The sequence below is a fragment of the Paenibacillus sp. yr247 genome (genome assembly GCF_900103825.1).
Classification (GTDB): Bacteria; Bacillota; Bacilli; order Paenibacillales; family NBRC-103111; genus Paenibacillus_E.
This window is the reverse complement of record NZ_FNIF01000011.1, coordinates 54,722-81,430: the sequence shown is the minus strand read 5'-3', so window position 1 is coordinate 81,430 and position 26,709 is coordinate 54,722. Positions and strand designations below refer to the sequence as shown.

Annotated in this window: 19 protein-coding genes; 3 read left to right on the top strand and 16 right to left on the bottom strand. The window is 43.0% G+C overall.

All coding sequences use genetic code 11. The features are described from left to right. Positions 1–45 precede the first annotated feature (45 nt). A complete protein-coding gene (locus tag BLT91_RS18505) occupies positions 46–1,089 on the bottom strand; it encodes a Gfo/Idh/MocA family protein (protein WP_090823580.1) in 1,044 nt (347 codons plus the stop codon). Then, positions 1,083–1,934 carry a sugar phosphate isomerase/epimerase family protein gene (locus tag BLT91_RS18500; RefSeq protein ID WP_090823578.1) on the bottom strand — a complete coding sequence of 284 codons (852 nt, stop codon included), beginning with the start codon at positions 1,932–1,934 and terminating at the stop codon, positions 1,083–1,085. Before BLT91_RS18500 ends, BLT91_RS18505 begins: the two co-directional genes overlap by 7 nt. A 154-nt stretch (positions 1,935–2,088) precedes the next feature. Between BLT91_RS18500 and BLT91_RS18495 the strand changes: the two genes are divergently transcribed. Next, the gene (locus BLT91_RS18495; RefSeq protein WP_090823577.1) at positions 2,089–2,988 is read left to right on the top strand and encodes an AraC family transcriptional regulator; all 900 of its coding nucleotides are present in this window, start codon (positions 2,089–2,091) and stop codon (positions 2,986–2,988) included. Here the strand turns inward: BLT91_RS18495 and BLT91_RS18490 are convergent. From BLT91_RS18490 to BLT91_RS18450, 9 genes are all read right to left on the bottom strand, one after another. Further along, positions 2,981–4,696 (bottom strand): hypothetical protein, encoded by a 1,716-nt coding sequence (locus BLT91_RS18490; RefSeq protein WP_090823574.1) that lies wholly within the window; start codon positions 4,694–4,696, stop codon positions 2,981–2,983. The two genes, BLT91_RS18495 and BLT91_RS18490, sit on opposite strands and share 8 nt — an antisense overlap. 36 nt (positions 4,697–4,732) lie before the next feature. Beyond that, complete coding sequence (locus BLT91_RS18485; RefSeq protein WP_090823572.1) at positions 4,733–6,028, bottom strand: efflux RND transporter periplasmic adaptor subunit; 1,296 nt, start codon at positions 6,026–6,028, stop codon at positions 4,733–4,735. Between the two features lie 31 nt (positions 6,029–6,059). Continuing rightward, positions 6,060–9,170 (bottom strand): efflux RND transporter permease subunit, encoded by a 3,111-nt coding sequence (locus tag BLT91_RS18480; protein ID WP_090823571.1) that lies wholly within the window; start codon positions 9,168–9,170, stop codon positions 6,060–6,062. 124 nt (positions 9,171–9,294) lie between these two features. Then, positions 9,295–10,695 carry a sensor histidine kinase gene (locus BLT91_RS18475; RefSeq protein ID WP_090823569.1) on the bottom strand — a complete coding sequence of 467 codons (1,401 nt, stop codon included), beginning with the start codon at positions 10,693–10,695 and terminating at the stop codon, positions 9,295–9,297. Further along, complete coding sequence (locus tag BLT91_RS18470; RefSeq protein ID WP_090823567.1) at positions 10,688–11,368, bottom strand: response regulator transcription factor; 681 nt, start codon at positions 11,366–11,368, stop codon at positions 10,688–10,690. Before BLT91_RS18470 ends, BLT91_RS18475 begins: the two co-directional genes overlap by 8 nt. A gap of 31 nt (positions 11,369–11,399) precedes the next feature. Further along, on the bottom strand, positions 11,400–12,122 hold the full coding sequence (gene queC / locus BLT91_RS18465) for a 7-cyano-7-deazaguanine synthase QueC (RefSeq protein WP_090823566.1): 723 nt from the start codon (positions 12,120–12,122) through the stop codon (positions 11,400–11,402). 55 nt (positions 12,123–12,177) lie between these two features. After that, on the bottom strand, positions 12,178–12,858 hold the full coding sequence (locus BLT91_RS18460; protein ID WP_090823564.1) for a 7-carboxy-7-deazaguanine synthase QueE: 681 nt from the start codon (positions 12,856–12,858) through the stop codon (positions 12,178–12,180). Beyond that, the gene (queD, locus tag BLT91_RS18455) at positions 12,858–13,331 is read right to left on the bottom strand and encodes a 6-carboxytetrahydropterin synthase QueD (RefSeq protein ID WP_090823562.1); all 474 of its coding nucleotides are present in this window, start codon (positions 13,329–13,331) and stop codon (positions 12,858–12,860) included. The genes BLT91_RS18460 and queD overlap by 1 nt, the downstream gene beginning before the upstream one ends. A 63-nt stretch (positions 13,332–13,394) precedes the next feature. Continuing rightward, positions 13,395–13,670, bottom strand: a complete 276-nt coding sequence (locus BLT91_RS18450) for a hypothetical protein (protein ID WP_254777015.1) — start codon at positions 13,668–13,670, stop codon at positions 13,395–13,397. Positions 13,671–13,890: 220 nt separating this feature from the next. Between BLT91_RS18450 and BLT91_RS18445 the strand changes: the two genes are divergently transcribed. Next, complete coding sequence (locus BLT91_RS18445; protein WP_090823555.1) at positions 13,891–14,520, top strand: nitroreductase family protein; 630 nt, start codon at positions 13,891–13,893, stop codon at positions 14,518–14,520. Between the two features lie 65 nt (positions 14,521–14,585). Here the strand turns inward: BLT91_RS18445 and BLT91_RS18440 are convergent, their stop codons facing one another. Beyond that, positions 14,586–15,665 carry a hypothetical protein gene (locus BLT91_RS18440; RefSeq protein ID WP_090823554.1) on the bottom strand — a complete coding sequence of 360 codons (1,080 nt, stop codon included), beginning with the start codon at positions 15,663–15,665 and terminating at the stop codon, positions 14,586–14,588. Positions 15,666–15,815: 150 nt separating this feature from the next. Here BLT91_RS18440 and BLT91_RS32975 point away from each other — a divergent pair, with 150 nt between their 5' ends. After that, positions 15,816–15,905 carry a sporulation protein YjcZ gene (locus tag BLT91_RS32975; RefSeq protein WP_141225028.1) on the top strand — a complete coding sequence of 30 codons (90 nt, stop codon included), beginning with the start codon at positions 15,816–15,818 and terminating at the stop codon, positions 15,903–15,905. Between the two features lie 99 nt (positions 15,906–16,004). On the opposite strand, the gene BLT91_RS18435 is transcribed toward BLT91_RS32975, so the two are convergent. The 4 genes from BLT91_RS18435 to BLT91_RS18420 all read right to left on the bottom strand — a co-directional run bounded on the left by BLT91_RS18435 (position 16,005) and on the right by BLT91_RS18420 (position 26,607). Further along, a complete protein-coding gene (locus BLT91_RS18435) occupies positions 16,005–17,525 on the bottom strand; it encodes a hypothetical protein (protein WP_141225027.1) in 1,521 nt (506 codons plus the stop codon). A gap of 111 nt (positions 17,526–17,636) precedes the next feature. Beyond that, positions 17,637–18,437 (bottom strand): Cof-type HAD-IIB family hydrolase, encoded by an 801-nt coding sequence (locus tag BLT91_RS18430; protein ID WP_090823548.1) that lies wholly within the window; start codon positions 18,435–18,437, stop codon positions 17,637–17,639. Between the two features lie 115 nt (positions 18,438–18,552). Beyond that, a complete protein-coding gene (locus tag BLT91_RS18425; RefSeq protein WP_090823546.1) occupies positions 18,553–25,551 on the bottom strand; it encodes a PKD domain-containing protein in 6,999 nt (2,332 codons plus the stop codon). A gap of 12 nt (positions 25,552–25,563) precedes the next feature. Beyond that, positions 25,564–26,607, bottom strand: a complete 1,044-nt coding sequence (locus BLT91_RS18420) for an S-layer homology domain-containing protein (protein ID WP_175532384.1) — start codon at positions 26,605–26,607, stop codon at positions 25,564–25,566. Positions 26,608–26,709: the final 102 nt, after the last annotated feature.

Below are 26,709 nucleotides of genomic sequence, written 5' to 3'. Positions count from 1 at the left end.
CTTGGAAATCAATTTTGATTTCCAAGGTTTTTCATTCGTACCCAGCTATTTGAGAATAGACAAATTACCCTTTTTAACCTTCACCCACGCTCCACGGTTATCCGCTGATTCCATTTCAGCCTCTGCAATTTCAATACTGCCCATGGTACTGAAAGAAGTTGCTGTTGAAATGCTTTTCCCGTGAATTAAAGTTTCAACAAAATATTTGATTTCATGGTAATAGCCCATTTCTGCGGATAACTCCGGACGAAATCCAGGTCCTTCGTTCACATTCACCTGTAAAGAATCACCATGGAAAACGACATTCCCTTTTTCGAAATTAACCCGGAACTGCATTTCGAATCCATAGTCGCCTTGAAGCGTCCAGTCGACTTGTGCATTAATAACTTTGCCATCTTCGTACAAATAGTTGGTAGACACCACATCATATCCGCTGCCAGGAACTACATTCCGTGCTAGACTCGATACCGACTCAGGCTTGCCGAACAACCAATGAATCATGTCAATGTCATGAACGTGCATATCGAGCAGGGCTCCACCGCTTTTGTCTTTCTGAGTTAACCATGCCCCCCAGGTCGGCGTTCCGCCACCACGGTAGAAATAACCACCCAGCACGTTACCAAACGTTTGATTATCAACCAGCTGCTTCAGATATTCATAGGCTGGCCAAAATCGCAAGCATTGACCAATCATCAATTGTTTCCCACTTGCTTCAGCTGCCTGAATCATATCTTGACATTCATCTGCATTCATCGCCATCGGCTTCTCACACAATACATGAAGACCATGATTCAAACATTGAATCGAGATATCTCTGTGTAAAAAGGTGGGAAGTGTTATATCCACACAATCCAGCTGTTCCTTCTCAATCATTTCGGCCACACTCGTATATTTATTGTAAAGATCGAAATCAATCCCCGACGATCCGGTATTGATGTTGCCAGCAGCCGCGTTACCCTTCAGCTTCTCGATGTCGATATCGCACAAGGCAACAACATGAATCGGCACACCCTCCGCCTCGAGACGCACATAATTTTCCAGATGCGTTCGCCCCATAAAGCCTAATCCAATTAATCCAATTCTCAGCATGATTTCTCCCTCCCCAAAATTGCGTCCATAGCTCCTGATGTATTGTAAATGATCTGCTCGCCATGATGCGCATAGCCCGGAATCATTTCAGCAATGACATAGTCGTTATATCCAATAGCTTGGAGAGCTTTCATAACCTCCGGATAATTGACATCACCGGCCAATAGATCCACAAAACCGTGCAAGCCTCCCGCGTTACGGCGATAATCTTTGAAATGCACTTTTTTGATCCGTTTATTTAAAATCGAAATCCAATGCTCCGGGTATCCGGCATACAAGACATTGCCAACGTCAAAGTAAGCGCCTACATAAGGAGAGTTGATTTTGTCAATAAAGTCTCTCATTTCAAGAGGAGAGAGTAAGAATTTGTTCCATACATTTTCAATCCCAATCGACACTTTCAGTGCCTTCGCTTCATCCGAAAGCAGCTGGATCGCTTCCAATGCATGGTCGTAGGCCTGATCATAAGGAACTACTTCGGAGTCTGGTATGAAATCAACCCCCACGGCTCCGGGCACGACAAGAATCGTATCAACACCCAGAATAGCGGCATGCTCCAACTGTTTCTTAACGATATCCTTCGCCTTCTCGCGCGTTTGTGAACGCCCGCTTGTTAAGGAGTAAGTCCAGTATAAACCACTGGCTAAGCTAGTGATCGCAGTGCCTGTTTCTTCTGCTATCTGACGATACTTGTTGATTTCCGCTTCTTTGCTCTCCAAGCTTAACTCTCCTGTTTCGTTCAAAGCCAGCTCAATTCCGTCAAATCCCGCTTCTTTAGCTAAGGCGATACTTTTTTCCACATTTAGCGAGCCTGGAAATGACCAAATATTAATTCCTTTTTTCATTGTTATCTCCTCCGTCTCTAGCATTAATTATAAAAGAGGCGCGATCGATAATATTTATCCAAAAAGCCGATTTATTTGCACTTTACAAAAACGAGTATGTTAAAATGAGGCTGGGTTCATTGAACAAAATTGATCCATTGAGAGGGCGGACAGCATGGAATTCCCAAGGATACGACTACAAGAATCACTTACCATTCAAAACCTCATCTCCTTTCATTATTTTGAATATGCGAAAGGCTATGTATTTGAGGGGGAACAGCACGACTTTTGGGAGATTCTATATGTGGACAAAGGGGAAGTAGAGGTTCGCGCTGATGATGACATTCATATGCTGCGCCAAGGAAATATGATCTTTCACAAACCCGAGGAATTTCATACCGTTAGCGTTAAGCATGAGCATAAACCGCCAAACCTCATCGTCATATCCTTCGAATGCAAGTCCCCTGCGATGACTTATTTCGAGAATAAGATTGTGCCTTTAGGAGATCGGGAAAGAAATATGCTATCCCTAATCATCCAAGAAGGGTTTCAGGCATTCCTTCCTCCCTTTGACCGGCCATCCGTTCATAACCTGGTGAGAAACCAGCAGGCGCCATTCGCCAGTGAACAGGTGATCAAATCCTATTTAGAGGTCTTGCTCATCACCCTTATTCGAAATCAGGAGCAATCATCGGCGCAGGACCCTATTAAGCAGTCATCCCTTCATAAAGAAAAAGCCGAACAACGAATTGTTCAGCAAATCATAGCCTATATGCAAGCAAATCTCTCTCAATCCTTTACGCATGATCACTTATGCCAAACCTTTCATTTGGGCAAAAGTCGATTGAAGGAGCTATTCCAATCTCAAATGCAGACAGGTGTCTTGGAAGCCTTCAAATCACTTAAGATTGAGCAAGCCAAAACCCTAATAAGAGAAGAGCCGTATAACATTTCTGAGATTGCTGCCATGTTAGGTTATGCCAGCATTCACTATTTCTCTAGGGATTTCAAGAAGGCGGTAGGAATGTCACCTTCCGATTATGCAAAATCTGTTAAAGCTCGTGTGATTATTTAATAACTTTTAGTAACCGTTTAGCCGTTCCATTCTGTGTCTCGATGGTCTCATAAACATTCACAGTGAAAGGATAGCTGAATTGATCCGTTGTAATATTCGTTGCATCCAGGATTTGTTTCCCACTGATTAATTTATTCACACCTGTGAAGGAGGCATCCTTAGAACCGACAACACGTCCGACATTATCGACGATTTCAAATCTCAATTTAGAGAAATTGTTGTCAACTACGACATTTTCCTTCTGAGTAATCCCCAGATCGAGTCGGAACTTGTACGTGTACATCAATTGCGCAGTCGTTTGTGTGCTCACACTCACATCATTGAATGCCAGATTGAACGGATACAAGGAAATTGTAGAGTCCATTTCTTCCTTCTGAACGTCGGTTTGCAGCGCAGCAATCGTCGTTGTATAAGGGGCAGCGGCCTGTGCATCGAGCAGCTTCAAGGAGAAGCTAGTGCCCTCTTCCGTTTGTGGAACAATATACGAATAGCTAACCACGTAACTTAATCCGGGATTTAAGAGCGTCGTGACATTCGTTTGACGAGCTCCTTGATAGGTAACCCCCTGCGCATTGGTCAATTCCGATAGGAAAGCTGGAACGGGTGAAGGCGTCGTGCTCGTGTTCGTTAATTTGAACTTAGCAACTGCAGTTTGGTAGCCTTCACCAGGATTCTCATGCAGATGCAGCTCCATAAGCGATACTTCGGTTTTCTGATCAATCACTTTGGTTAACGCATCAAAAACGATGGGATCACCGATTGTATAAGGGACTGCTGCAGAATTCCCTTGTTCAGCTTTTGGCCAAGCGATAGCCAGCTTACCTGTTGCTAGCGCTGTGGCTTGACCTCCACCTTTGGGTACAAACGAATCTGTCGATAAGACGAGCAGGTTAGACAACGTCACACCATTTTCCACTGGAATGGCAAAATGAATGTATTTCTTTTCGCCGGCTTCCAAGTTCACGGGGTCTGCTTCGGAACGTTTGCCTTCATAGCTCTTCTGTTCCGACTGAGCGTCCAAACGGAAAGCAGGAACCGTTTCTCTTCCTACCCCAGGATTACTAGCCAAAACCGTTACAACAGCCGCGCGGCCTGCTGCTGTATTTTGCATAGAAGCTTCTACTGGCGTATATACGAGTTCCGAATTAACACCAGGAATAGTGAAAGCTTCGCCCCATGTTAAGCTGCCAAGGCTCTGCAAAGCAGCACTTCCTGTCCCCCCATACCACACGGATTTAGTCGGCATGGCCAGAAGTGTCGTTTCCACTTTGGGATACGAATAAATATCAACATTGACGAAAGAAAGCTGATCTATTTGACCAATTTCCTTGCTATCCACGGAAGACATGTACACGAGCTCGCCGATTTCTTTAGGCTGCAAAGCTTCTTTATTACTCGCACTTGGTTTCAATGTATACGAAACACCGCTAGTGGTTTGAACCCGAAGCTCGTGTTCGGGAATTCGGTTCTGCGTCGCGCCGCCATTATATAAACGAACTGTGACTGCAAGCTGTGAACCGGACGCAGTTGGCGTCACGGCCACATTTTTAATCGCAGCACGAATATCATTGGTCAATCCGTAATTGACGGTTGGTGCAGTGACAACAGGAGTTGTTGTATCTGCTGCCCAAACTGCCGTGCCGCCTTGAACGATCATTGTACCCAGCACGATGGCTGTCAAGCTAGATTTCCATGGTTTCTTTTTCATGTAAGTACGCTCCTCAATGTGAAATGTCGCAGATGTCTATTTAGCTGCTGGTGTTGTAGTCGGTTGCGATTGTGCCCCGATAGTCTCTATTTTTTGTCCGTCCTTGAGGGTGTTCTGTCCGGCAATGACCAATTTCTCGCCATCCTTCACACCGTCAAGCACTTCTTGAAACTCCCCGTTGATACGGCCTAATTTCACTTTCCGCTTCTGATATAGATCTCCTTGCTCTACAAAAACGAAGGTATCCGATTCTTCTCGGATAATACTTAATGTTGGAACGGCAGTAACCTGCTCTTCCATATCCGTTGTAAGCTGTACCATGAAGCGTTTGCCAGGTTGTAAAAGATGATCCGCATTAGGAACTTCCAGTTCGAGCGTGAACGTTTTGGTTGTCGAACTCATTAAAGGGGCCAGATAGCTGATTTTCGCGGTTGCCTTCTTATCCGGACTATCCGGATTATAGTAAACAAGCTCCTTTTTCCCTTGAACTAATTGATAGTTCGATTCCGATAACTCCGTTTTGAGTTTAATCGGATCAATTTGCTGGACTTGCCCGACTTTACCGGCAGCAGCGGACACCGTTTGCCCCACCACCACGTTAAAATCAGTCAAAACTCCGCTGCTCGGCGCCTTTACACTGTAATTATCAAGTGAACGAGTGGCATCGTCCAAAGACAATCGAGCTGTTTCCGCTTGAGTTTCAATAGAGGCAATTGTATTGGAATTATCATTGGCGGTTAATTTGTTTTGCGAAGAGTCCATGCTCATCTTGGCGTTATCGACAGTTTGCTTCGCTTGGTCAACTTGATGCTGGGTAACGAGACCCGCATCAAAATCATTGCGCATTTTGTTATACTCCTGCTGCGCATTCTTATAAGTAACCTGCGAACGAGTTACAGCGTCAGCCAAGTCCTTGCGGTTGTTCACTTTATCGTCTTGTGCCTTCTGCAAAGATTCTTGCGCGCTTCGCAGAGACAGCTCGCTTTTACGTTTCGCTGATTCTGCGTCCCTGCTATCTATGACGAAGAGTACGTCACCCTTCTCAACGTATTCCCCCCGCTTCTTCACAACCTGCAGCACTTCGCCATTTGCTTTCGGGGAGACATCCAGCACAGTACCAGCAGCAACATCGGCCACCTGCTCGATCGGTGTACTGATCTTATGTTTCGTGATGGCTTCTGTTTTGAGCGGTCTTGGCTGTAATTGCGCAGCAGCTGGGCCGGCTTTGCCCGGAACCGAGCAGCCTGCTGCCATGATGGCCGCGACTGTCAGAAGCGTGAAAATACGCAGCGTACGATTTCTTAGGATTGGATGACTTGAATTTAGCTTCATTTCTGTGCCTCCTGAGCATTTTTCGCGTTTCTTATACATCTAAGCCTGCCGGCTTCGGTTCTGAGTGTTTTTTATCCCGGTGAAACATACGTGAAACACGGCCTTTAAAGCCTTCGATCATTTCATAAATAATCGGCACCACAACCAAGGTTAGCAGCGTTGAGGTAATTAACCCCCCAATAACGACAATACCTAAACCTTTACCAATTAATCCGCCTTCTCCGGACAATCCCATTGCAAGTGGCAGCAACGCAACAATTGTCGCTCCTGCTGTCATAATAATTGGACGAAGACGCACTTTACCTGCTTCGATAAGAGCATGCCGCACGGTGTAGCCTTCTTCCCGCAGTTGCTGAGTACGGTCAATTAGAACGATAGCATTTGTTACAACAATACCAATCAGCATCATGAAGCCAATCATTGACGTAATATTGAGTGATTCTCTTGTAATGATGAGTCCCAACAATCCGCCAATCGCGGCTAATGGAAGGGAGAACAGAATGGCAAAAGGCGCACCTGCATTCCCGAAGGCCAGTACCATAATCAAGTAAACCATGGCTACCGCGACGCCCATTGCCAGGAATAATTGCGAGAAGCTGTCACTGATATCGGCTGAAACCCCTTTAACCTCTGTGGATACACCCTCTGGAAGCACAATTTGTTTCAAAGCGAGTGACACTTTCATGCTCACACCATTTTTATTTTCAACATTGATCTTGGCTGTCACTTTCACTAGCTGCTTTTGTCCTTCTCTTGCTAGCGAGTTGGCTGATTGAATCTCATTAATGTTAGCAATTTCCTTTAGATAAACGGTGGTGCCATTAGCTGCTGTGAACGGAATAGTACCCAGCTTCTCTAACGAGTTTTTATCCGATTTATTTAATGATACGGTCGTTGTATACGTCACATTATCGAATTTCAGATCACCTAAACTCTGCTTCTGAATCCACGCACGCGCTGTATCTCGAACCGTCGCTGCATTCAAACCATAGGCTCTGGCTTTTTTCTGATCCACAGCGATCTGGATCTCGGTCTTGGCATCACTTAAGTTATCCTCGATCTCACTAAGCTCGGGGAATGTTCGCAACTTTTCCTTGACCAGTGCTGCAGCTTTCATTAATTGATCCTGATCCTCCCCCTTAAGGGAATAAGAGAAATCCGTACTGGAGATGCCACCACCTCCGCCACCAAGCTGCTTAGGCTCAACCACAGAACCTTTTGGAAGCTCAGAAAGGATATACGTCTTCATTTGCTCCTTCACAGCAGCAGGATCGACCTGATCATTCACCTCGACATAAATTTGCGAAGCATACGGCGTCCGCTGAGCATCATTACCTGTGAAACCGACCAAGGCTTCAACGAATTTGAACACAGGCTCACCGTTGCTGTCTTTGGTATCCATCAATGTTTTTTCTAGCTCTTTACTTTTCAAGTCTGTCGCTTCGAATGAAGTCTCATATGGCATTTTTATTTGAAAATACATCGTTTTTGAAGGTTTGCTATTCGGTAAAAAGGAAAGCGATAAGGCTGGAATCGTCGCCGCGATCGTTACAATAAAGATTAATCCCGTAATCAATAGCGATTTGATCCGGTGTTTCAAAGACCATTCCAATACGGATTCATAGAAAGTCATGAAACGACTCTGCTTGAATTTGTCATGCGGTTTAATTTTACTGCGAAGCACCAGGAGCTTAGCCAGCATTGGAATAACAGTTAAAGCGACTAACAATGAGGATAAGAGCGCGCAAGCGAGTGTAATCGCGAAGGGTCTGAAGAAACCGCCCACGATACCGCTCACCATACCCATTGGAGCGAAAACCCCTACTGTAGCTAACGTAGAAGATGTAATTGCCATGGAAACTTGCTTCGTAGCAAGCTTGATTACGGACTCATTACGCTCCTGTGCTTTTTCTAAGGAGCTATAAATATTTTCAATAACAACGATGGAATCATCAACCACGCGGCCGACAGCGATAAACATACCGCCAAGCGTCATCGTATTCAGTGTGAGACCGAACTGCCACATGAGCAGCAGGGTAATCAAAATCGATAGCGGAATCGAAACAAGAACGATGATTGTCATGCGTACATTACGTAAAAATAGAAGAATCATTAATGATGCCAGAATGGCGCCAATAACACCTTCACGCAGCAATCCATTGATCGATGCCTTAATCTGATCGGCACTATCGAACGTGTTCACGAACGTTACGTTAGGCATTGTTGTTTTCCAATCATGGATCAGCTTTTCCAAAGAGGCCGAGAATTCAACCGCATTGGCACTGCTGCTTTTGAACAGAATCATACCAATCGCTGGGTTTCCATCTAGACGCCCATTGAAATTCGACTCTGAGATCGCCTTTACTTTGGCCACTTGATCGAGTGTAATAATATCGCCTTTGGACGAAGTAATTTCAATTTTTTCCAGCTCATATAGACTGTTCAGATCTCCCGTTACACGAGCCATCTTGTTATTCCCACTAATCTCTACGCTGCCGATCGGACTCTTGGTCAGAGCAGAATTAATTGCATTGCTAACTTGTGATGGCGAAAGTCCATAAACAGCTAGGGCATCTGCGTCTAATTCGATGTCAAGCGAAGTATCACGTGCGCCAATAACGTTCATATGGTCGATTCCTGCGATTCCTTCCAAACTAGGCTTAATTGTATCCTTGTACCATTTATCAAGCTCGGTTTGACTCATTCCGTTATTCGCATAAGCGACCAAATAATTGGATGCGAAGGACGCAGCGCCAAATGTGGAAGCTTTCGGCGCGCTTGCCGCAGCCGGAAGCTTCACTTCTTGAAGTAAGGAAATGACATCCTGCTTCTTCTTATCCGTATCCACATTCTGCTTGAATTGAATAATAATCATCGACTGATTATCGCTCGACGTGGAGCTCATATTTTCGAGATCAGCCAAATTCGCTAATTTTTTCTCAATTGGTGCCGTAATTTCATCCATGACATCCTTTGGCGCCCCCGCATAGGTCGTACTGACGACGACGACAGGGAAAGAAACGTTAGGTAAGTTCTCTACTTTGAGCTTGTTGGCCGCATAGACGCCGCTCCCTAACAAGATGAAAATAATAATGAACAAAGCAGAGACATTTTTCATGGAAAAATGGGTTAATCGATTCATTGCTGCTCTCCCCTCATGACAAGCTTTAACACATTCTCATCAAATTTTTATACGCTAACCATACAGTTTCAATATGAACCCAATATGAACAAAACAAAAAACCTTAGAAACTGATCCAAGGTTTTTAGAGCTTACTTTTATTGGGATAAGTCATCATAGGTATCGAAATGGTAAACAGCGTTCCTTTATCGATCTCACTCTGCACCTCAATGGCACCATGGTGAAGTTCAACAATTTTCCGGACAATCGCAAGTCCCAAGCCGCTTCCACCTGTCTCGCGCTGTCTGGATGCATCTGCTTTATAAAATCGTTCAAAAATCCGTTCTTGATCAGCAGTCGCGATCCCCATACCGCTATCTTGAATTCGGATGAGAACATGATCATTTAGCGGCTCCAATTGGATTCGAATCGTTCCGTGTGAGGGCGTGAACTTAATGGCATTACCGAGAAGATTCATCCATACCTGACTCCATTGATCTGCATCCGCGGTAATTTTTACTCGAGGAAGTTTCAAATCAAGCTCCAATTGCTTACTCGACCATAGAGGCTCATAAAAGACAACAATTCTACGCAATTGTTCATCCAGATCATATGTGGTTGGGTTGAAAGGATGATGCTCTGATTCCAATGAAGCCAGCTTCAATAAATTATCACTGAGACGGGATAAACGCTCACTTTCTCGTTCAATGATCTCCAAGTAGTGTCCGCGCTCCGCTTCGTCAATTTCCGAACCTCGTAAGGCTTTAGAGAAGCCGCGGATCGACGTAAGAGGTGATTGGATTTCATGGGAAACGTTCGAAACAAAGTCCTGCCGCATCTGTTCCAGTTGTTTCAGTTCACCAGCCATATGGTTAAAGCTTTGAGCTAGCTGCCCTAGCTCATCCTTTTGCTTCACAGACACATGTACATTGAAATTCCCCCGAGCTAATCGCTCCGTAGCCAGAGTCAATTTCTTCAGTGGATTCACCAGATAGCGAGAAGCGATCAGAATGAGTAAACTGCCGACGATAAGAACGATCGCAAGGACGGAAATAATGGCTGTCTGGATTTGACGTCGGACCGCTTCAGAGAAAATCGGATTAATAAAAAGGGCATAGGTCTTATCACCAACTTGAAGAGGCAGTCCCACTTTAATCCGATTGATGGGGTCTTTGGGTACGCCATAGTCCAAGCTTCTATATATGCTTCCATTTAATACAGAGGTCACTTCCGAAGCTTGAATACGAGGAATCCCTTTTTTGTCCAAAGGAATCTCCGTCATGGGCTCACCCTTAGCATTAAATAAAGTAAAGCTGTAGTTATCATTCAGTCGATTACTACCCCCCAGAAAAGATGCCAGATTCTTCGGCTGAATCTCTTCACTTAACGTCACTATTTGCTTGCCTATCGTAAGCATTTCATCTTGAAACCCTGTCGTAATTCTATTTGTGAATAAGCTCATCGCCAGCGGAAAAGCAACCAAAACACTGACCACAACAATCGTCAAGAAAGTCAGCACGACTCGAAGATAGAGCGACTTAATCATGCTTCACCTCAAGCCTGTAACCAAGTCCACGAATAGTTGCGATACGGAACTCCTCCGTCAATGGTTCAAAACGCTCACGCAATCGTTTAATATGAACATCAACCGTTCGGTCATCGCCTTCATAATCGATTCCCCAGATTTGCTCAATAAGCTGAGCACGAGTAAAGATTTGCGCTGGATAGCTGGCAAGCTTGTAGAGAAGTTCAAACTCCTTTAAAGGCAGTGCCAGACGTTGATCCTGCAAACGAACCTCAAATGCTGTATGATCGATTATCACATTTCCGAGTGTGATTGTCTGAGCGGCATTTATTCGATAGCGTTTCAGCAGAGCTTTCACACGCATCACCAGTTCCACAGGGTCAAAGGGCTTCACGAGGTAGTCGTCCGTACCAAGCTGAAACCCTTTCACCTTGTGGATCGACTCGCTTTTGGCAGTCACCATCAAAAGGGGCAGATCGTCGTATTGCGCCCTTAACTCGCGACATAAATCCCAACCATCCATCAAGGGCATCATAACATCCAATACGACTAAATCCGCCGGTGTAATTTCAAGCATGCTGAGCGCTTCTTGTCCATTGCTTGCCTGTACCACAGTCAAGCCTTCTCTAACCAAATAAACGCGAATCAGCTCTCTGATATCTGCGTCATCATCCACCACCATGATTCTGGTCACGAAACGTTCCGCCTTTCATCTGGCACGATAATTAAGTTAGATATGGAATGGGGTCCTTAGAACCTGCTTCTTCAAAGCCTTTCAAGCGTAAACGACAGCTGTCACAAACGCCGCACGCTTCGGCTTTCCCATTGTAACAGGACGTGGTAAGCTCGTAGGGAACACCGATTTTCAAGCCTTCTGCTACGATCTTCGCTTTGCTCCAATTAATCAAAGGTGTCTGGATCGAGATTCCCTTCCCTTCAACACCAACCTTGGTCGCGAGAGCAATAACTTCTTCCACTTTATGAATAAATTCCGGACGGCAATCCGGATATCCGCTGTAATCAAGGGCATTCACGCCGATATAAATCGCTTCGGAACCTGTCACTTCCGCATAAGATGTGGCGATGGAGAGGAACAGCAGGTTGCGTCCCGGAACATAGGTAACTGGGATTTCCGATTCCTCTGATTCTGCTGCATGCCCATTTCCATTCATAACATTCGGCACATCGATGCTATCGTCCGTTAAGGCGCTGCCGCCGAAATCACGCAAGAAATCAAGCTTGATGATCTTATGACGCTGGCTGACACCATAATGCTCAGCAACTTGCTTGGCATTCTCGATTTCGATCTTGTGACGCTGACCATAATCAAAAGATAGCGGATATAGCTCGTATCCAGCCTCTTTAGCAAGTCCCATACACGTTGTACTATCTAATCCGCCACTTAAGATAATGACGGCTCTTTTCTTGTTTTCATTGCTTGCGTTCATATTGCCACCTCTTTTTTATGGTTGTAAAAAAAGGGATACCACGGCTAACCCACGATTAAACACCGCGCATCGCCGGATCCCAAATAATCTTGTGCAGCTGCATGTTGAGCTTCACCTTGGACAAACCTGCGTCAAGCATAAGCTCGACAAGCTTGCGCGGCGGCATGGTCTCCCACACCGGGCTAAACATTGGCAGCGCCTTTGTCGGATGCTGCTCAAGCACTTCCACCGCGGTGCGGAAGTCGTGCTCGCTGCCGATAACGAACTTCAACTCGTCCTGCTCGCGCAGCAGGGCGAGGTTGCTGACAATCATCTGCTCCATCTCGCCAGAGTCGGGCAGCTTAAAGTCCATGATGTATCTCACCTTCGGTGATGCGATCCGCTCCAGAAACAATGCAAGATCGATCGCGCCATTCGTCTCGATATGCAGGTCATCGACCTGCTCAAGTTCTGCGAGCGCGTCGATCAGAGCGAGCGACTTCTCCCCGTACAGGAGCGGCTCGCCGCCGGTAAGGCAAATATGCCGGGAGCGGAACGAACTGACCTTGCTGATAATTTCAGCAATGGTCATGACGTTCTCCGCTTCCGCGGGCGGGTAACTGTACTTGGTGTCACACCAGGTACAGCGCAGGTTGCAACCAAAAAGACGGACGAAGACTGTCGGGAACCCAGCGCGGGTTCCTTCGCCTTCAACCGTCTCGAAGATCTCGACCATCGGAATGCGGATATCTCGCATTATACCTCCTCCTCCATCATCGAGCGTGTAATCGCCGCGTAGCTGGTCGGCGTCTCCCACAGCCGGATTTCTTCCAGCACAATCGCAGGAAATAGCTGCTCCTCAAGGAGGGCTTGATGAATCTCCTCATACATCCAAACGACCATATTTTCAGCGGTAGTATTCATAGCCGGCAGCACATCATTCAAATATTTATGATCTAACCGATCAATCACACGTTCCTTCGCAATACGTTTAATATCCCCAAAATCTATAGCGATCCCCCGGCTATCCACTTTACCGCGCATAATAACTTGCAGCTTATAGGTATGGCCGTGCAGACTTTTACATTTCCCCTCATAACAATGCAAATGATGCGCACTGTCAAACGTAAACTCTTTGGAAATCAAAACGGATTTGTGATGATATTTTAATTGGTTCTCTTGGATGTCACGCCCCAACATTTGCACATCTCTGGGGATTTCATAGCTCATATCTATCACCTCATATTATGAAAAAAAACAGTACTTTACATTATATCATGAGGAGACCATTTCTCACAATCTATCCGCCGGATTCCGTCTTCCCTTCTGTGACCAGTCCAAATGACCGCGGATTTCCTGAATCCGTTCGTTCTCATTCCGTAAATCCGATTCAATTAAAGCCGTAAGACTTTCAATTTGATCGACAACGGTATCTGGAAGCTCTACTTCTTCAACCGATTTTACGATATAAAGCAAGCATTGTAGTGTCTCATCCATAAGGCTCTTCTTTTTCCCGGTCAGGACAACCTCTGACAAGAAAATAAGGTGACTCAGCTCTTTTTGCGTCATTTTCAAGAGGAACATCCCCTTTCTTGCTTCCATTATCCAACATTTTACGACATCGCGGAAGACTATCTTGACAACAATAACTATAACATTTATGTTTACAGTAAAGTGTTAATGTTTAGTTGTTTACAGTTCGAGACACTTCCCCCAATATTTTATTGAATGTTTTTCAGCAACAGAAACACACTAAAGAGAATTTATTATTATCCTGGAGGAAAACCTAATGAGCACACAAGTACAATCCGATGTTTTAAAAGTTTTGCAAGACCGTCATTCCGTGAAGCAATATCAAACAGGGCATAAAATGCCGAAAGCTGATCTAGAGCAGCTGTTGAAATCTACATCACAAGCTCCATCCTCATGGAATCTTCAACACTGGAAGCTTCTCGTTATTGACGATCAAGCTCAAAAAGAGAAATTGCTTCCTATCGCATATGGACAAAAGCAAATCATAGAAAGCTCCGTTGTTATCGCTATTTTAGGCGATCTTGAAGCTAACAAAAATGCTGAACTCGTTTTTGGTCCGGCTGTAGAAGCTGGCTTCATACCGAAAGAATTGAAAGACAATCTTATCGCTCAAATCGAAGGGGCTTATCAAAACCCGCAAGTTGCTCGTGACGAAGCTATTCGTAACGCTTCCCTAGCTGCTATGCAGCTCATGATTGCAGCTAAAGCACTTGGCTACGACACTTGCCCTATGGGTGGTTACGATGCTGGCAAATTCGTTGAAGCTTTCAACGTTCCTGCACGTTTTGTGCCTGTTATGCTGATTAGCGTAGGTTTGGCTGCTGCTCCTGCCAGATCTGGAGGTCGTCTACCCTTAGATCAAATCACCGTTTCCAACTCCTTTTAACGAACAGGAAAAGGCATGGCTTCCATAAGTATATGGGAGTTCATGCCTTTTTTTATTGTTTTAGTTCAATGAAATTGATCCGTTTCGAACCAAATTTCGTCAATTAGTTTATTTCGATACAGCATGGATACATTGAAAGTTTCATACTCTTTTTCTTTATCCAATTCTTCAAGCAGTAATGATGCTATAAGCTCTCGATCATCCGAATCTCCCGGCTCACGAAAATCAATAAAGCCCGTTAGCTGACGTGAACTGATATCCACCGTTGCGGTACCAATTGGTAAGCCACCATAGGATTGCTGGTAAATTTCATAAGTCAGTGTATCTCCGTCATCCCTCGCCAAAATAATTGTGTAATCCTCTTGATCAGGAGGCATCATCACATCTGACTTTATGTCATCAACCAAATCTAATAAATCAATATGTGTTAATTCAACCGTATCAATTGTTTCGCCATTATAGATCATATTGAAAATGAACGTGTCCGTTTCATCCTCATTGAAATCTGCGACTACGAGCTCAGTCACCATATCCATTTCTTCATCAAAAGGATCAAATTGCCACATTATTTCCCCAATCACATCGGAACCGTACATATCAATAGCAACTTCTGCAACCAATTCCGAGTCTTTATCATATACATGATACTCCACTCGGTTTCTATTTTCCCCTACAATGACAAGCTCATAGCCCCGTTGATTCTTACGTTCCTGAATCATATCCATACGCTCAGGTCCACTATCTGCGTCGATATCATCGAATCGGGTTTCATCACTCTCCCACTCATAATCGACTTCATCGTCATGGTCGTGGGCATCCGACATCAAGTCCTCTTCGAGCATTGCTGTTTGTAAGGCATGGTCAGTCGAGATAACGAAATCATAATCACTATAACTAACTAATACCTCACACTCCTTGATGCCTAGTGCATCATTGACATTCTGAACGTACTCCTGGACGAATTGATAAACCTTCTTCTTGTCCACGATCGTAATGGACTGCTGCTCCAGATGGATCGAGCCTTTGAGTCGATCCGATTCCCTGTAGACTAGCGTTAACGTACCGACAAATTCCCCATTATACATAATATCGCAGACTTCGCCGCCTGCTGTTTTCAGGTCGGGTCTAAGCATAATATCGGCCACGACTTTATTCGCCTCCTCTACAGTTCTTATGATTCTTCTGTAGCTTGTCCCAACATCGTCCAATATATGAGTATTCAGGGTAAACGTCTATACACATCTGACTATAATTTCATATGCTATCCTACAGTGTTAAAGGGGAGGGATTTATACATGTCCGCTGTAGGAGCATATTCGTCCGTTGGTGCAATACTGGTACTTTACATTTTGTTGGTTATCATCACTCGTTCTTTTCTTCTGTAATCCTAACAATCTCCCAAGCAAATGGTGACATGCAAAAGGGACGGTTCCCAGTGTCATAGCACATGACAGCGGAACCGTCCCTTTATTATTTACTAAGATTCATTTAAGTCTTGGCGAAGAACTCACAACAGCATCTGTCCATTCGTTTTCATTTGTAAATAATTGCGCAACTTTAAACCCACGATTTGATTCAGTTTTAGACATTGGAATCACACTTACTTGCAATTTATCTTTAATTGTTACATGATTCGTTTCATCTTTAGCTGTAATCGTGAGGTCTATCGGATTATTCGTTTCTGTAGTAAATTCCGAACTTAAATACAATGAATTTGTATGATCAATACCATAAGTTAGTCCTGTGACCGATGCACTGTTTAAATACACCGAATAGGTAACAGAAGAACCGGTAAAAGGTACTAACAAACTTTGCAAATTCAAGTTTAATTGACTTCCTAAGATCAAACTTCTATTCACTAAACCATCCTTAAGAGTAACCCTAAATTTACGATCTTCTCTGTTATCTCCATTAACGGCTGATATCGTATAAGTCTTAGTCAAAGTATCAGGAGTTGGAGTAAACGTAACTTTAGTACCTGAAATAGTCACATAATCTGAGGCTCCAATAAGATTAAAATTGGTATTAGCATTTATAAATGAGAAATAGTTAGATAAATCTACGGTAATAGAAGTTCCAGTATCTAAGTAAAAAGTCTCAATATTGTTGATATGAAATGGGATCTTCCCCTTCGCCATTCCCCCACTGTGATCTGCAACAAGAACATCTAAGTCAAAATCACCTGATCTTAGTGGCATTAATTCTACACTGCCATCTTCTGTTGTGTTGATTTGCATATTCTCGGTGCTATTACCAAGAAAATATACATGCAAAATATCGTCATTATCATCATTAAAGAAATGATTAATTTGATCTGCAATTTTCCAACTTGGAATAACGTTTTGTACTGTTCCCACAATTTTAGAAGTGGTTATTTTAGGGTAAGGAGCTGAATTAGAAGGCTCATGGTTAAATGGACTTATATTCATTACTGTTTTAGGATCGACATTGCTAAGCAATCCTTGTACTTGATCAACGGTCTGAAATTGTGTAAATTCTTTCATAAGATTAACAACATTCGAAATATCAAACTTAAATTCATCGGCATTTCCTTTATTAGGAATTACGATGACTTCAAAAGTGTCTGTTATTTGCGAATAAGATGGTTCATACCTTATTCCAGAAACAGTAAAAGTCGCCTTGCCTACTAAACCTCCTTTTATTTCTAAAATCCCTTCACTCCCCGCCAAGATATGGCCATTCGCAACATTCCCATTATCTTTATCCGGTGTGACATACATATTTTTGGAGTTATATATTGCATTTAAGTCAATATATTTCGTCCCGTTCAAAGGTACAACAATGGTCTGTATTTTTTCCACTGGCGTAGATATAGGAATAGATGTAAGAGTAGGAGTAGGAGTAGATGTAGGAAATTCAGTATTTGATGCATACCCCTGCTGCACAGGAGCAACTATAAAAGGCAGAGCCAACATCGCCGTAATAACAATTGCTCCTATTATTTTCTCTTTTTTACTAAAAGCTTTCTTCCCATTCCCCATCATTACACCACCGTTATGAATTTTCTTTCCTCATTCTACCATAGCCAATTATTAGGAAGAACCCCTGAAACGACAAAAATCCTCAAAAACTGAGGATTTTATCGAAATTTTATATTATAAACAGTACTTTACTAGGGCTTCATGCACACCTTCATCATTATTAGAAGAGGTGATAGCGTCCGCGGCTTCTTTAACGCCTTCCGGTGAGTTCGCTACAGCGATACCGAGCCCTGCGAATGCCATCATTTCCAGATCATTATAATAATTTCCGATAGCCATTATCTCACTTGGATCAATCTCTAAAGATGCGGCCAAAGCTTTCAAAGCATTGCCTTTATTGGCCTTTGCGCTCATCACATCAATAAACAAATCGCCACTGCGAATCATACGCAAATGACCAACTAATTTGTGCTCTTCCCATTCCGTCTGAACACGATCCAGCACCTCAGGCTGGCTAAAAAGTGTAAATTTGACAATTGGCAGCCCAAGCTCTGATACATCTGTTACGAGTTTTGGGTTGACCAGAAACTTCTTGTACATCTGCTTTTCGTACTCACCAACCCGTTCAATGTACATGTTAAATGAGGTACATACATCGAAATGAATGCCCTCTCTACGTACATAATCCAACATCGGTCCAATTTCTGGAAGCGTAAAAGCAAACTCATTAACTAACGTCTGCCCCCGTTCATCTGCATGAACCGTTGCCGCCCCATTGTGCGTAATCATCGTTCCTTCCAGCCCGAGCTGTTGAAGAATGGGCAGCGTACTGCTAGGAGCTCTTCCGGTACATAGCACGATATGACACCCTTGGTCGTGTACCTCCTGAATGGTTTCTATCGTCTGCTCGGATAATTCATGCTGATCATTTAAAAGCGTTCCGTCTACATCTAGTGCTATTAATCGATATTTCAAGGTTTTCGCTCTCCCTTGTGTTTCACCTTTTTATCGACCTATTGTACCATAGGACAACCTTGTATTCACCGTTTTTACATAAAAAAGACAGTTATCCGAAGATAACCGCCTTTCTTTATTGAACCCGATGAACACCGACTGATTTATTGACATTGCCGATGATTTGGACTGGAATATCCTCCGTTTTCACAACACCATTGCGGTAACGTATTTGAAAGTGAATGGTTTGCAAGCCTTGAGGCAAGCCCTCCGTAAATGACTGGAATTTAGCATCAAAAAGTTTCCCATTAAACGAAGCAGCATCTCCTGCTGCCACTAATCGTTCGGACACATAAATCGAATGCCCATCTAAACCGGTTGTATCGATCCATGCCGTTACTTCATCTACAGGGGCAGGTGAGCTTTTACTAGAAACAACGAAAATTTCACCGGAGTAGAAATCCTTAGGTACGGTCACCGTTCGGTGGCCACTTTTTTCATGTAAAAGCAGCCAATTATCTGTATATGTCACGTCAGACTGAATCGTCAAGGGGATGGCTGCAATCATTTTTACAGTGGTATTTGGAAGAAGTCCATCGGACACGGTTAGCGTCACTTTATAAACACCAGGTTTTAGGAATTGATGCGAAATATCCTTGGAAGAAAAATTCATTATCGCCCCATTTGGTTGCTCAACCTTCCACTGATAGGATAATATATCGCCATCAGGGTCGAAGGAGGTATTGGTGGTTTGAACCACATCGCCCTCCCAAACCGGCTTCGGAGACCAATCAAATTCGGCTACTGGTGCTCGATTGATATAAAACCAAGTTTGCGCTGAATAATCTGACCATGCAACCCCATCGAACACCCTAACTCTGACTCGGAGTTTTTGACCAGCTGGGAGATCCTGGTTGCTCTTCCAGCTGCCCAAGTTTGAAGTAGTCCCTTGGTAGAACTGCCCAGTATCTAGTACCGCATCGTTGGCCTCATTGGTGATTTGCATTTGAAAATAGGTGAAGGTTGTACCCAGATCTGGATCGGTTTGATTCCATTGAAACGTAGGCCGCAGTTCAGAGAAAATGGTAGGTGCAGCCTGCGTTCCACTTGGAATTGTCATACTCGCTGAAGGAGGTCTATTCATTGTAAACCATCCAGAGTTAGACCATCCTGACCAATACTTCTCATCATGAACTCTTACCTGAACTTGAAAAGGGCCAAGTTGATTAGCAATAACGGATAACCCAAATTGCTCTGTAGGATGGGCTGTCCAAGAGTTGGCTGTAGTCTCGTAATCACAGCCACTCCAACTATTAGAATTGCTATTATAACTACACCAGTGGGCGTAGCTGCCTCCTCTTAATGCATTATTCGTATACCCATAATAATCGTAAGTAACTTGAACACCGTTTGCATCCAGTATTCTATAGTTAAAACTACTATAAGTAGTCGGAACATCTGGATCATTTTGATCCCAAGAAGGTATTAATATCCCACTAGTGATGGGAGTAGGATTTGATTGCGTTCCGTTAGGGAAAGTCAGTTTAGCAGTAGGTGGGAATCCTTGACTGAAATACTTCTCCGACCACTCCGACCATGCCCCCTTTTCATCCTGAACTCTAATCCTTACCTTATACGTGTAACCTTGTAAAGTCATTGGAACTGTATAACTTAATCCGACTGTAACTCCGTCACTTCTTAGGTTGCTGCTAGGAGATATAGGAGGGTAGAATTGACTTACCCATCTATATTGCGGATTACTATAGTAATCATACCAGTAATATTGAATATCTATTTCAGATTTTACAATATAACTATCAGCGTCGTAATCGACCGCGTTCCAAGTAAGTAGTGGGTTAGTTTTCGATGCACCAGACGGGTTATTATAGTCAGCACTAGCGGGGCTAGTTATGTCTACAAACGGCGCATGGTTCGCGGGAGTAGTATTTAACCAGATATATGATTCTGCCCAGTCAGACCATGCCCCATATTCATCTTTCACAGCTACCCTAAATGTGTATAATCCCATTTCAGTGACTCTGTTTATAAGTCCTGATACCGTTGTTCCGTCAGGTAGAACATGCTCGTACCTGCGATCAAGTATCCCTTTTGTTGTGGCATAGTTAATTCCAGTCGGTTCAGTCGAATAATTATCAGTCGATAACCATCTATCAGGATCATGGCTTTGGGAATCATCGCAAGTGACTTTATAGTAAATATCCTGACTACAAGATATAACGCCTATTGGCCTGCGATGAATTAGGACGTTTCTCGAATATGGATCAGACTCGGATAAATACTCAGCAAAAGCTGCGTTAGGATAAGCAAAACCAGTAGGAGAAGGATCATCAGCTCCGATATATATCAACTTATATAAGCCAACTTTATCAAGTGCTTTCACTGGATCACCCATTACGGTTTGACCGTTATAAAAGGATAAACCGCTCAATCCATCTCCTGCATCTAAAAATTTAGTTGAATTTGTATGCTCATACTTCCATTTGTCTTTAATAATAAGATGAGGATCGTTTTCAGGGTCATTGTAGGTAGTTCCATAGGTTAAAACTTCCCCTGCAATTCCCGTATCACTTATCTTTGTGTTATCGACAATTGGAATTTTAACGTACACGTTGCGCAAATGAGACCCGAAGCCTCCCATAAACGCTCCGTAAGTACCAGAAGCGAAAGTATTGTCAGATACTTCGAAAATGGGCAGCTGTCCTAACCTAACTTTAATCTTAGCTCCCCTAACAGATATCTTAAGGTTTAAGAAATCAGTCGTATTGAGGTTAATCGGACTTGATCTCAGTTCAGTACGATTGCCATTCACAATTTTCGATAGAGCAACTCGATTGGATGTAATCTCTAACCTATACATATTATTATTATTTTGCGCCCTAAAACTAAATCCAGAAGGGGCATTTATGCTATTATTAATACTCGTCTGCATAAAGTCAAAATAGTAATCTGCATCAGGAATATCTGTACCCTTTTTAAGGATTTGTCCTACCTCAGAGGATGCATATACGTTAGGACTAGCAATCGCTCCTTTTATCGTGTAGTAATAGTACTTGTTATAAGAGCCAGTTGTATCTTCGTCATAACTCGATACATAGCTACCTACACTGCATGAGCCACAAGATTGCCAAACGAAATTATATCGTCTAATTTTGTAATATCTTTCTTGCAGATGTAAGTAATATTCTCCGCCAGCTCCAAATCCAGATGCGGTTATGGTAAATTGTCTGTCTTCATATAGAGATTGTTCATTACTATGGTAGTTTTTTGGACGTAGATTAGACGTTGTATACTCAGCAATCTTAGCAGCATATTTATCAGCAACGATAACTTTGTTTAGGCCGTCTACGATATAAACATATCCATCCCCAGAAACATCCCATTTTACTTGCACCATCGTAGCAGTGTCTCTATCCCAACCGTCTCCCCTAATAACACTACCATCATGGCTTTGACTACTGGCATCATGGTTTACAACACTTACATCTAGTTGTTTAGTAACACCAGTACTTTTGTTATAAGAAGTAAGATAATTGGTATATGTCCCTCTGTCAGAAGAGCTGCTTCCACTACTACTAGAGCTAGAATTGCTATAAATGCTCGTGTAGTCTTGATGACCGTAGACAGCTACTTGCGAGTCCTCATAAATCGCTCCGCTACTCGCACTAGGTCTAGTTATTGTTCCAGTAGGAACTTCTAACCCTGTTTCTACGTCGTACCACTTCGACGGATCGCCAGCGCACCAGTAACAATAACTTGGGTTTTCAAGAACAGCAGGTATTTTAATCTTAGTTCCATCATCATTAATTTCCATATAGCTGCCATTAGCCACTTGATAAGGCTGAGTTGGCAGGGAAAAATATTGTATTATGTAATAGTACGTACTTTCGAAGCTCTTCACCCACGAAACATTCCCAGAGGCATCTTTTCTAGTGTAATCGCACCACCAATGATACTCGTCATCATCGGAGCTATAATCAACATAGTAGTATCTACAGGATAAACTGTAGCTTCCGCCTTTTGCGTCATATGTTAGGTAATTTCCTGTGTTACTTGCAGTAGGCGCTGTATAAAGCCCACTTAAATCAGAAGTTACAGGTTGCCCATAAGGTTTAAACTGCCAATCAACCTTTTGTAAAGTGTAAGGAATGCTACCCCGAACAGCTACTCCGCCTTTATTACCTAAGTACTGTGTGCCATACAAAGGAGGAATGTAATAACTACTTCCAACGTCAAGTCCAACGGTTATAGATGCGTTAGTAAATACTAGGCCACTAGCAGGAGCTTTGTATGGAGCCTTACCATAATGAGATGTAAATCCTTTCGTGAACGTGTTATAGGTCAAACCGATATCCCTAGTTTTATGTAGATTAGAGTTCGTTAATGTTGAACCTTGCCACTGATCACCAAATGCCATTAACATTTCATTTTCGTTTATCGTAGTATACCTAGGAGGTTCTGGATTCGCGCCCGTAACCGTGAAGGCTACTTCGGGAGAATCATTTTTAATGTCAACCACATAGCTTCTGGTATCCGTTAAACCCCAATCTTCCTTTGTTTTTACTGTTAACTTATACTTACCTACCTTCGTAGCAGAAAGGGAAGCTGATCCTCCAACAGATATTGGTATATTCAACGGCAGGTGATCGTTATAAATTCCGTCATTATTACTATCGTATACGTACGTAATAGACGTTTCTACAATCACATCTCCGTCAGGACTATACGAGATATCTTTGAAAGGAACATTTCCCCTTACCGCGAAAAGAGGCAGATTGATAACTGCAACTGGAGGTTTATCCTCGACTACGTTAATGTTTTTAATAGCCATATTTTCTGGCAAGCTGCGTACCCCGTAATTATCCTTTACTTCTAGGGTTACCGTTTCTATGCCTACATTGGGATAAACGGGTAACTTATTCGTCCAGAAATACTCAGTTATTGTTCTGTTTTTGGCTGCCCTGCTGCATGCACCATTAACAGCGTTAGGTGCAAGAGGACGATTTTGTACGACACGACTGGGAACGTTTATACAAGGAATAGGCTCAGGACGCATGATTGTTATAGTCGCATCCTTTTGCGTACATGCTCCCTTATCATCACACATTTTCGCCGTAATCGTATGGTCACCTGCTGTTGATGCCGTTAGCCATGTTAGTTTATCCTCTGCTTTTAAATAGCCCATAGAAGGAAAGCTCTTGATCCAAGTACTTGAGCTATTTGGGAACAACCACTCGAAAGATACAATATCGTCGTCTGGATCATAATGGTTTGGTGCAACTTCAGGCAAAAGCCTTACATTTAACTTGTCACCAACAACAGCCTCTGAAATTGGTGTACGGCTGAAGTAGTCATTATCAGGAAACCAACCGATTTCGAATTGTGGAGGTCTATTAGGGGGTTTAGGACCAACTGTAAACTTTCCATCATAGAAATAAGATGTTCCTCCACAGCTATCCTCAAGTTTATACTCGATAACCACTTCTCCGCTTGTCATATTCCCAGGATATCCCGTAAAACCCATCATCCCGTAAGCAAAAATAGACATGTCACTAACGGAAGTACTGTTGAGCGCACTCCAACCATATTGAATATATTCACCCGTAATTTGAGATAAAATGAACCTTCCTCGAACTGGCGCACAGCCAGAAGGAATCGTCCAATCGGCTTTAATGAGATTGGAATCTTTCCATGGAATTGCGGGTTTATCGGCTGAGGTCTTACCACTGAAGTTACCCCCGCTTGGTGTACAGCTAGCTTGGGGTGTGATGATTTGAGTAAGAACGTTATTCGAGGAGGTTGTTTCAGAGATATTGTCATTGGAGTCAACGGTTAACGTTAGGCTTTTAGTTCCGATGAAGGTATAGGGGACGATCTCGGTAATGGTCTCTCCAGATGCCAAACCAGATGAGTAGGATAGAGTTCTGAATACTACGCCGTCGGACGAAAGGGTTACTTGGAAGGCTGTTCCGTTAGGGATGGATACACCGGAGTTTTTGAACTTGATGGTGAGGTTGGTACTGACGTTTGAAAGTACGCATGTGCCTGCGTCGATGGATAAGGCAGCAAGGTCGGGTTTGTCGGGTGGGACAAAAGTGACTTCTATGTAGGTTTGGTATTTATAGGTGGTTCCTTTCCATTTGCCGATGGCGTACATATGATAGTTACGCAGTAAACCATAAGGAGGCGTCTGGCCTCCTGTAAGTGCATCTAGTTCCTCATAATCTACTGGGTTTACTGAACCGTCAAGCGCTAACATTGTTCTAATCATCCCTTGGCCATCCGCTTTCCCTTTCCCATAAGATAACGGAATTGCCTGTGAATCTGAATGCTGGACAGCTCCAACGATTGCAATGGTACTCTGCACCAACTTATCACCATCGGTTATTTCAGGTGATCCGGACTCAAGTCTGACTAAAGATTCATCTAAAAACCAACGATTGGGGCGATCTACTTCATACGCAGTTGTAACTGCCCATCCTTCTTTGCCATAATCTTTTTCAATATCACCACTTGCAGTTGAATCAGATTTTCCAGATATCTTGTACTGATTTGAATCATAGGTATAACGTAAATCGGGTCCATTTTCTGAGCCACCTACATCTCGATAATCAAAAGAATTTACAGTATATCTATATCTGCCTAGAGCCGGTATTAGTCCTGCATAGGGAGAAGGATTTCCGGAAGCACCATTAAACTCCACTGGAGGGGTATCTTCACCTTTATGCTCCCATATTTCCCCAGGAGGCTGTCTATAAATTTGATGTCCTGGCTTTGTTTCAGAGATACCATATACTGGTATTTTAGTTCCATTTATCGAAGAAATATTAATTGTTGAGCCCGTGTAACAACTCGAGCATGCTATTTCAGCCCCATTATTGAAAATTTTTACGGAAGCAATATTACCAGATAAATAAGGACTAATGTCTTTATTTATCTGTTTTATTAGTGATGCAGAATATTGTGAATTGACAGGTGATTCCTTAAACTGACTTTGCTCGTAGTCATAATATAACGTTTTATTACTAACAGCATTAACAGGGAAACTATCAATAAAAGGGGTTACCAATTGAGTTATTACTAGAAAAAACATGATTTTTGCAACTAAATTACGCAATGTAATATCCTCCTAAGGTTTTGCAATTACAACCTTATTGCCAACCATATCAAAAGTTAAGCCTGTTTTAGCATCAACTCTATTAATACCATAAGCTAAATAACCCGAATAACTTCCTGGGACAGCGAAACGGATAGTTCTCGGTAAACCATCCTTCGAGAGTAGTAAAGTTCCAGTTCGATCATATAAAGTGATATATTGATTTACAAATAAATTAAAATTATTATCAGCCGATTTGTCTACTTTAACTGTGAATTTACTTAATACCACAACATCCCTATTTTTATCTACATTACGATACCAGTTCGATGTATCGATATATGCCATATAAGGATCATTTTCATTGGACGGATCTGCGATGACCACTCGGTCTAAAGTAACCGTAGCACCCTGCCCCGCACTCCATGTTTTACCAATATTTTGCGATTTTAGTCCAAGAGCATATTCGACATTACTATTCGTTGCCTCAATGAGTGCCTGACTAATCGCATACTTATCTAGAGGTAACTTCTCACCTTTTTTAGCAGACAAAATACGCTCTATGACCGTAATCGCTTGAGCACGAGTACTTGAACCATATGGTGCTAAATCTGTCGTGTTGATACCATGAATCAAACCTATTTTCACAGCATCAAGCATAGTTCCCTTCAGAGCTTTATCCACACTCCGAGCACTTAACATAGCCATTTCAAAACGTTGAAGTGGCTCAGTATACCTCTCTGGAAATTCCACTGGGATTATACTAAGCTCCTTTAGCTTGTAAACATAGGGAACGTACCAGTCATTCCCCTCTACCTTATTTACTTTCTCACCAGTTGCTGAAGATAGCATTTTAATAAACTCTGCACGGCTAATTGGCTCATCGGGCTTAAAACTCCCATCCTCATAACCATCAACGTATTTCTTCTCCACTGCATTTTGAATGGACTGTTCCGCCCAATGCTGGGATGTGTCCGTGAACTTGATAGGGCTTTGTGCTGATGAATTGATCGCATCATAGCCTATGGATGCTGCGCAAAGTACCGCACTTAAAATAATAAAAAACCTTTTTCTCACAAAAATCGCCTCTTTCTATTGGTCATACATTAAATTCAAAACGAGACTTACCATTATCGGTAGTATCGCACTAACTTCCTGTAAATGTCTACCTATTTCACC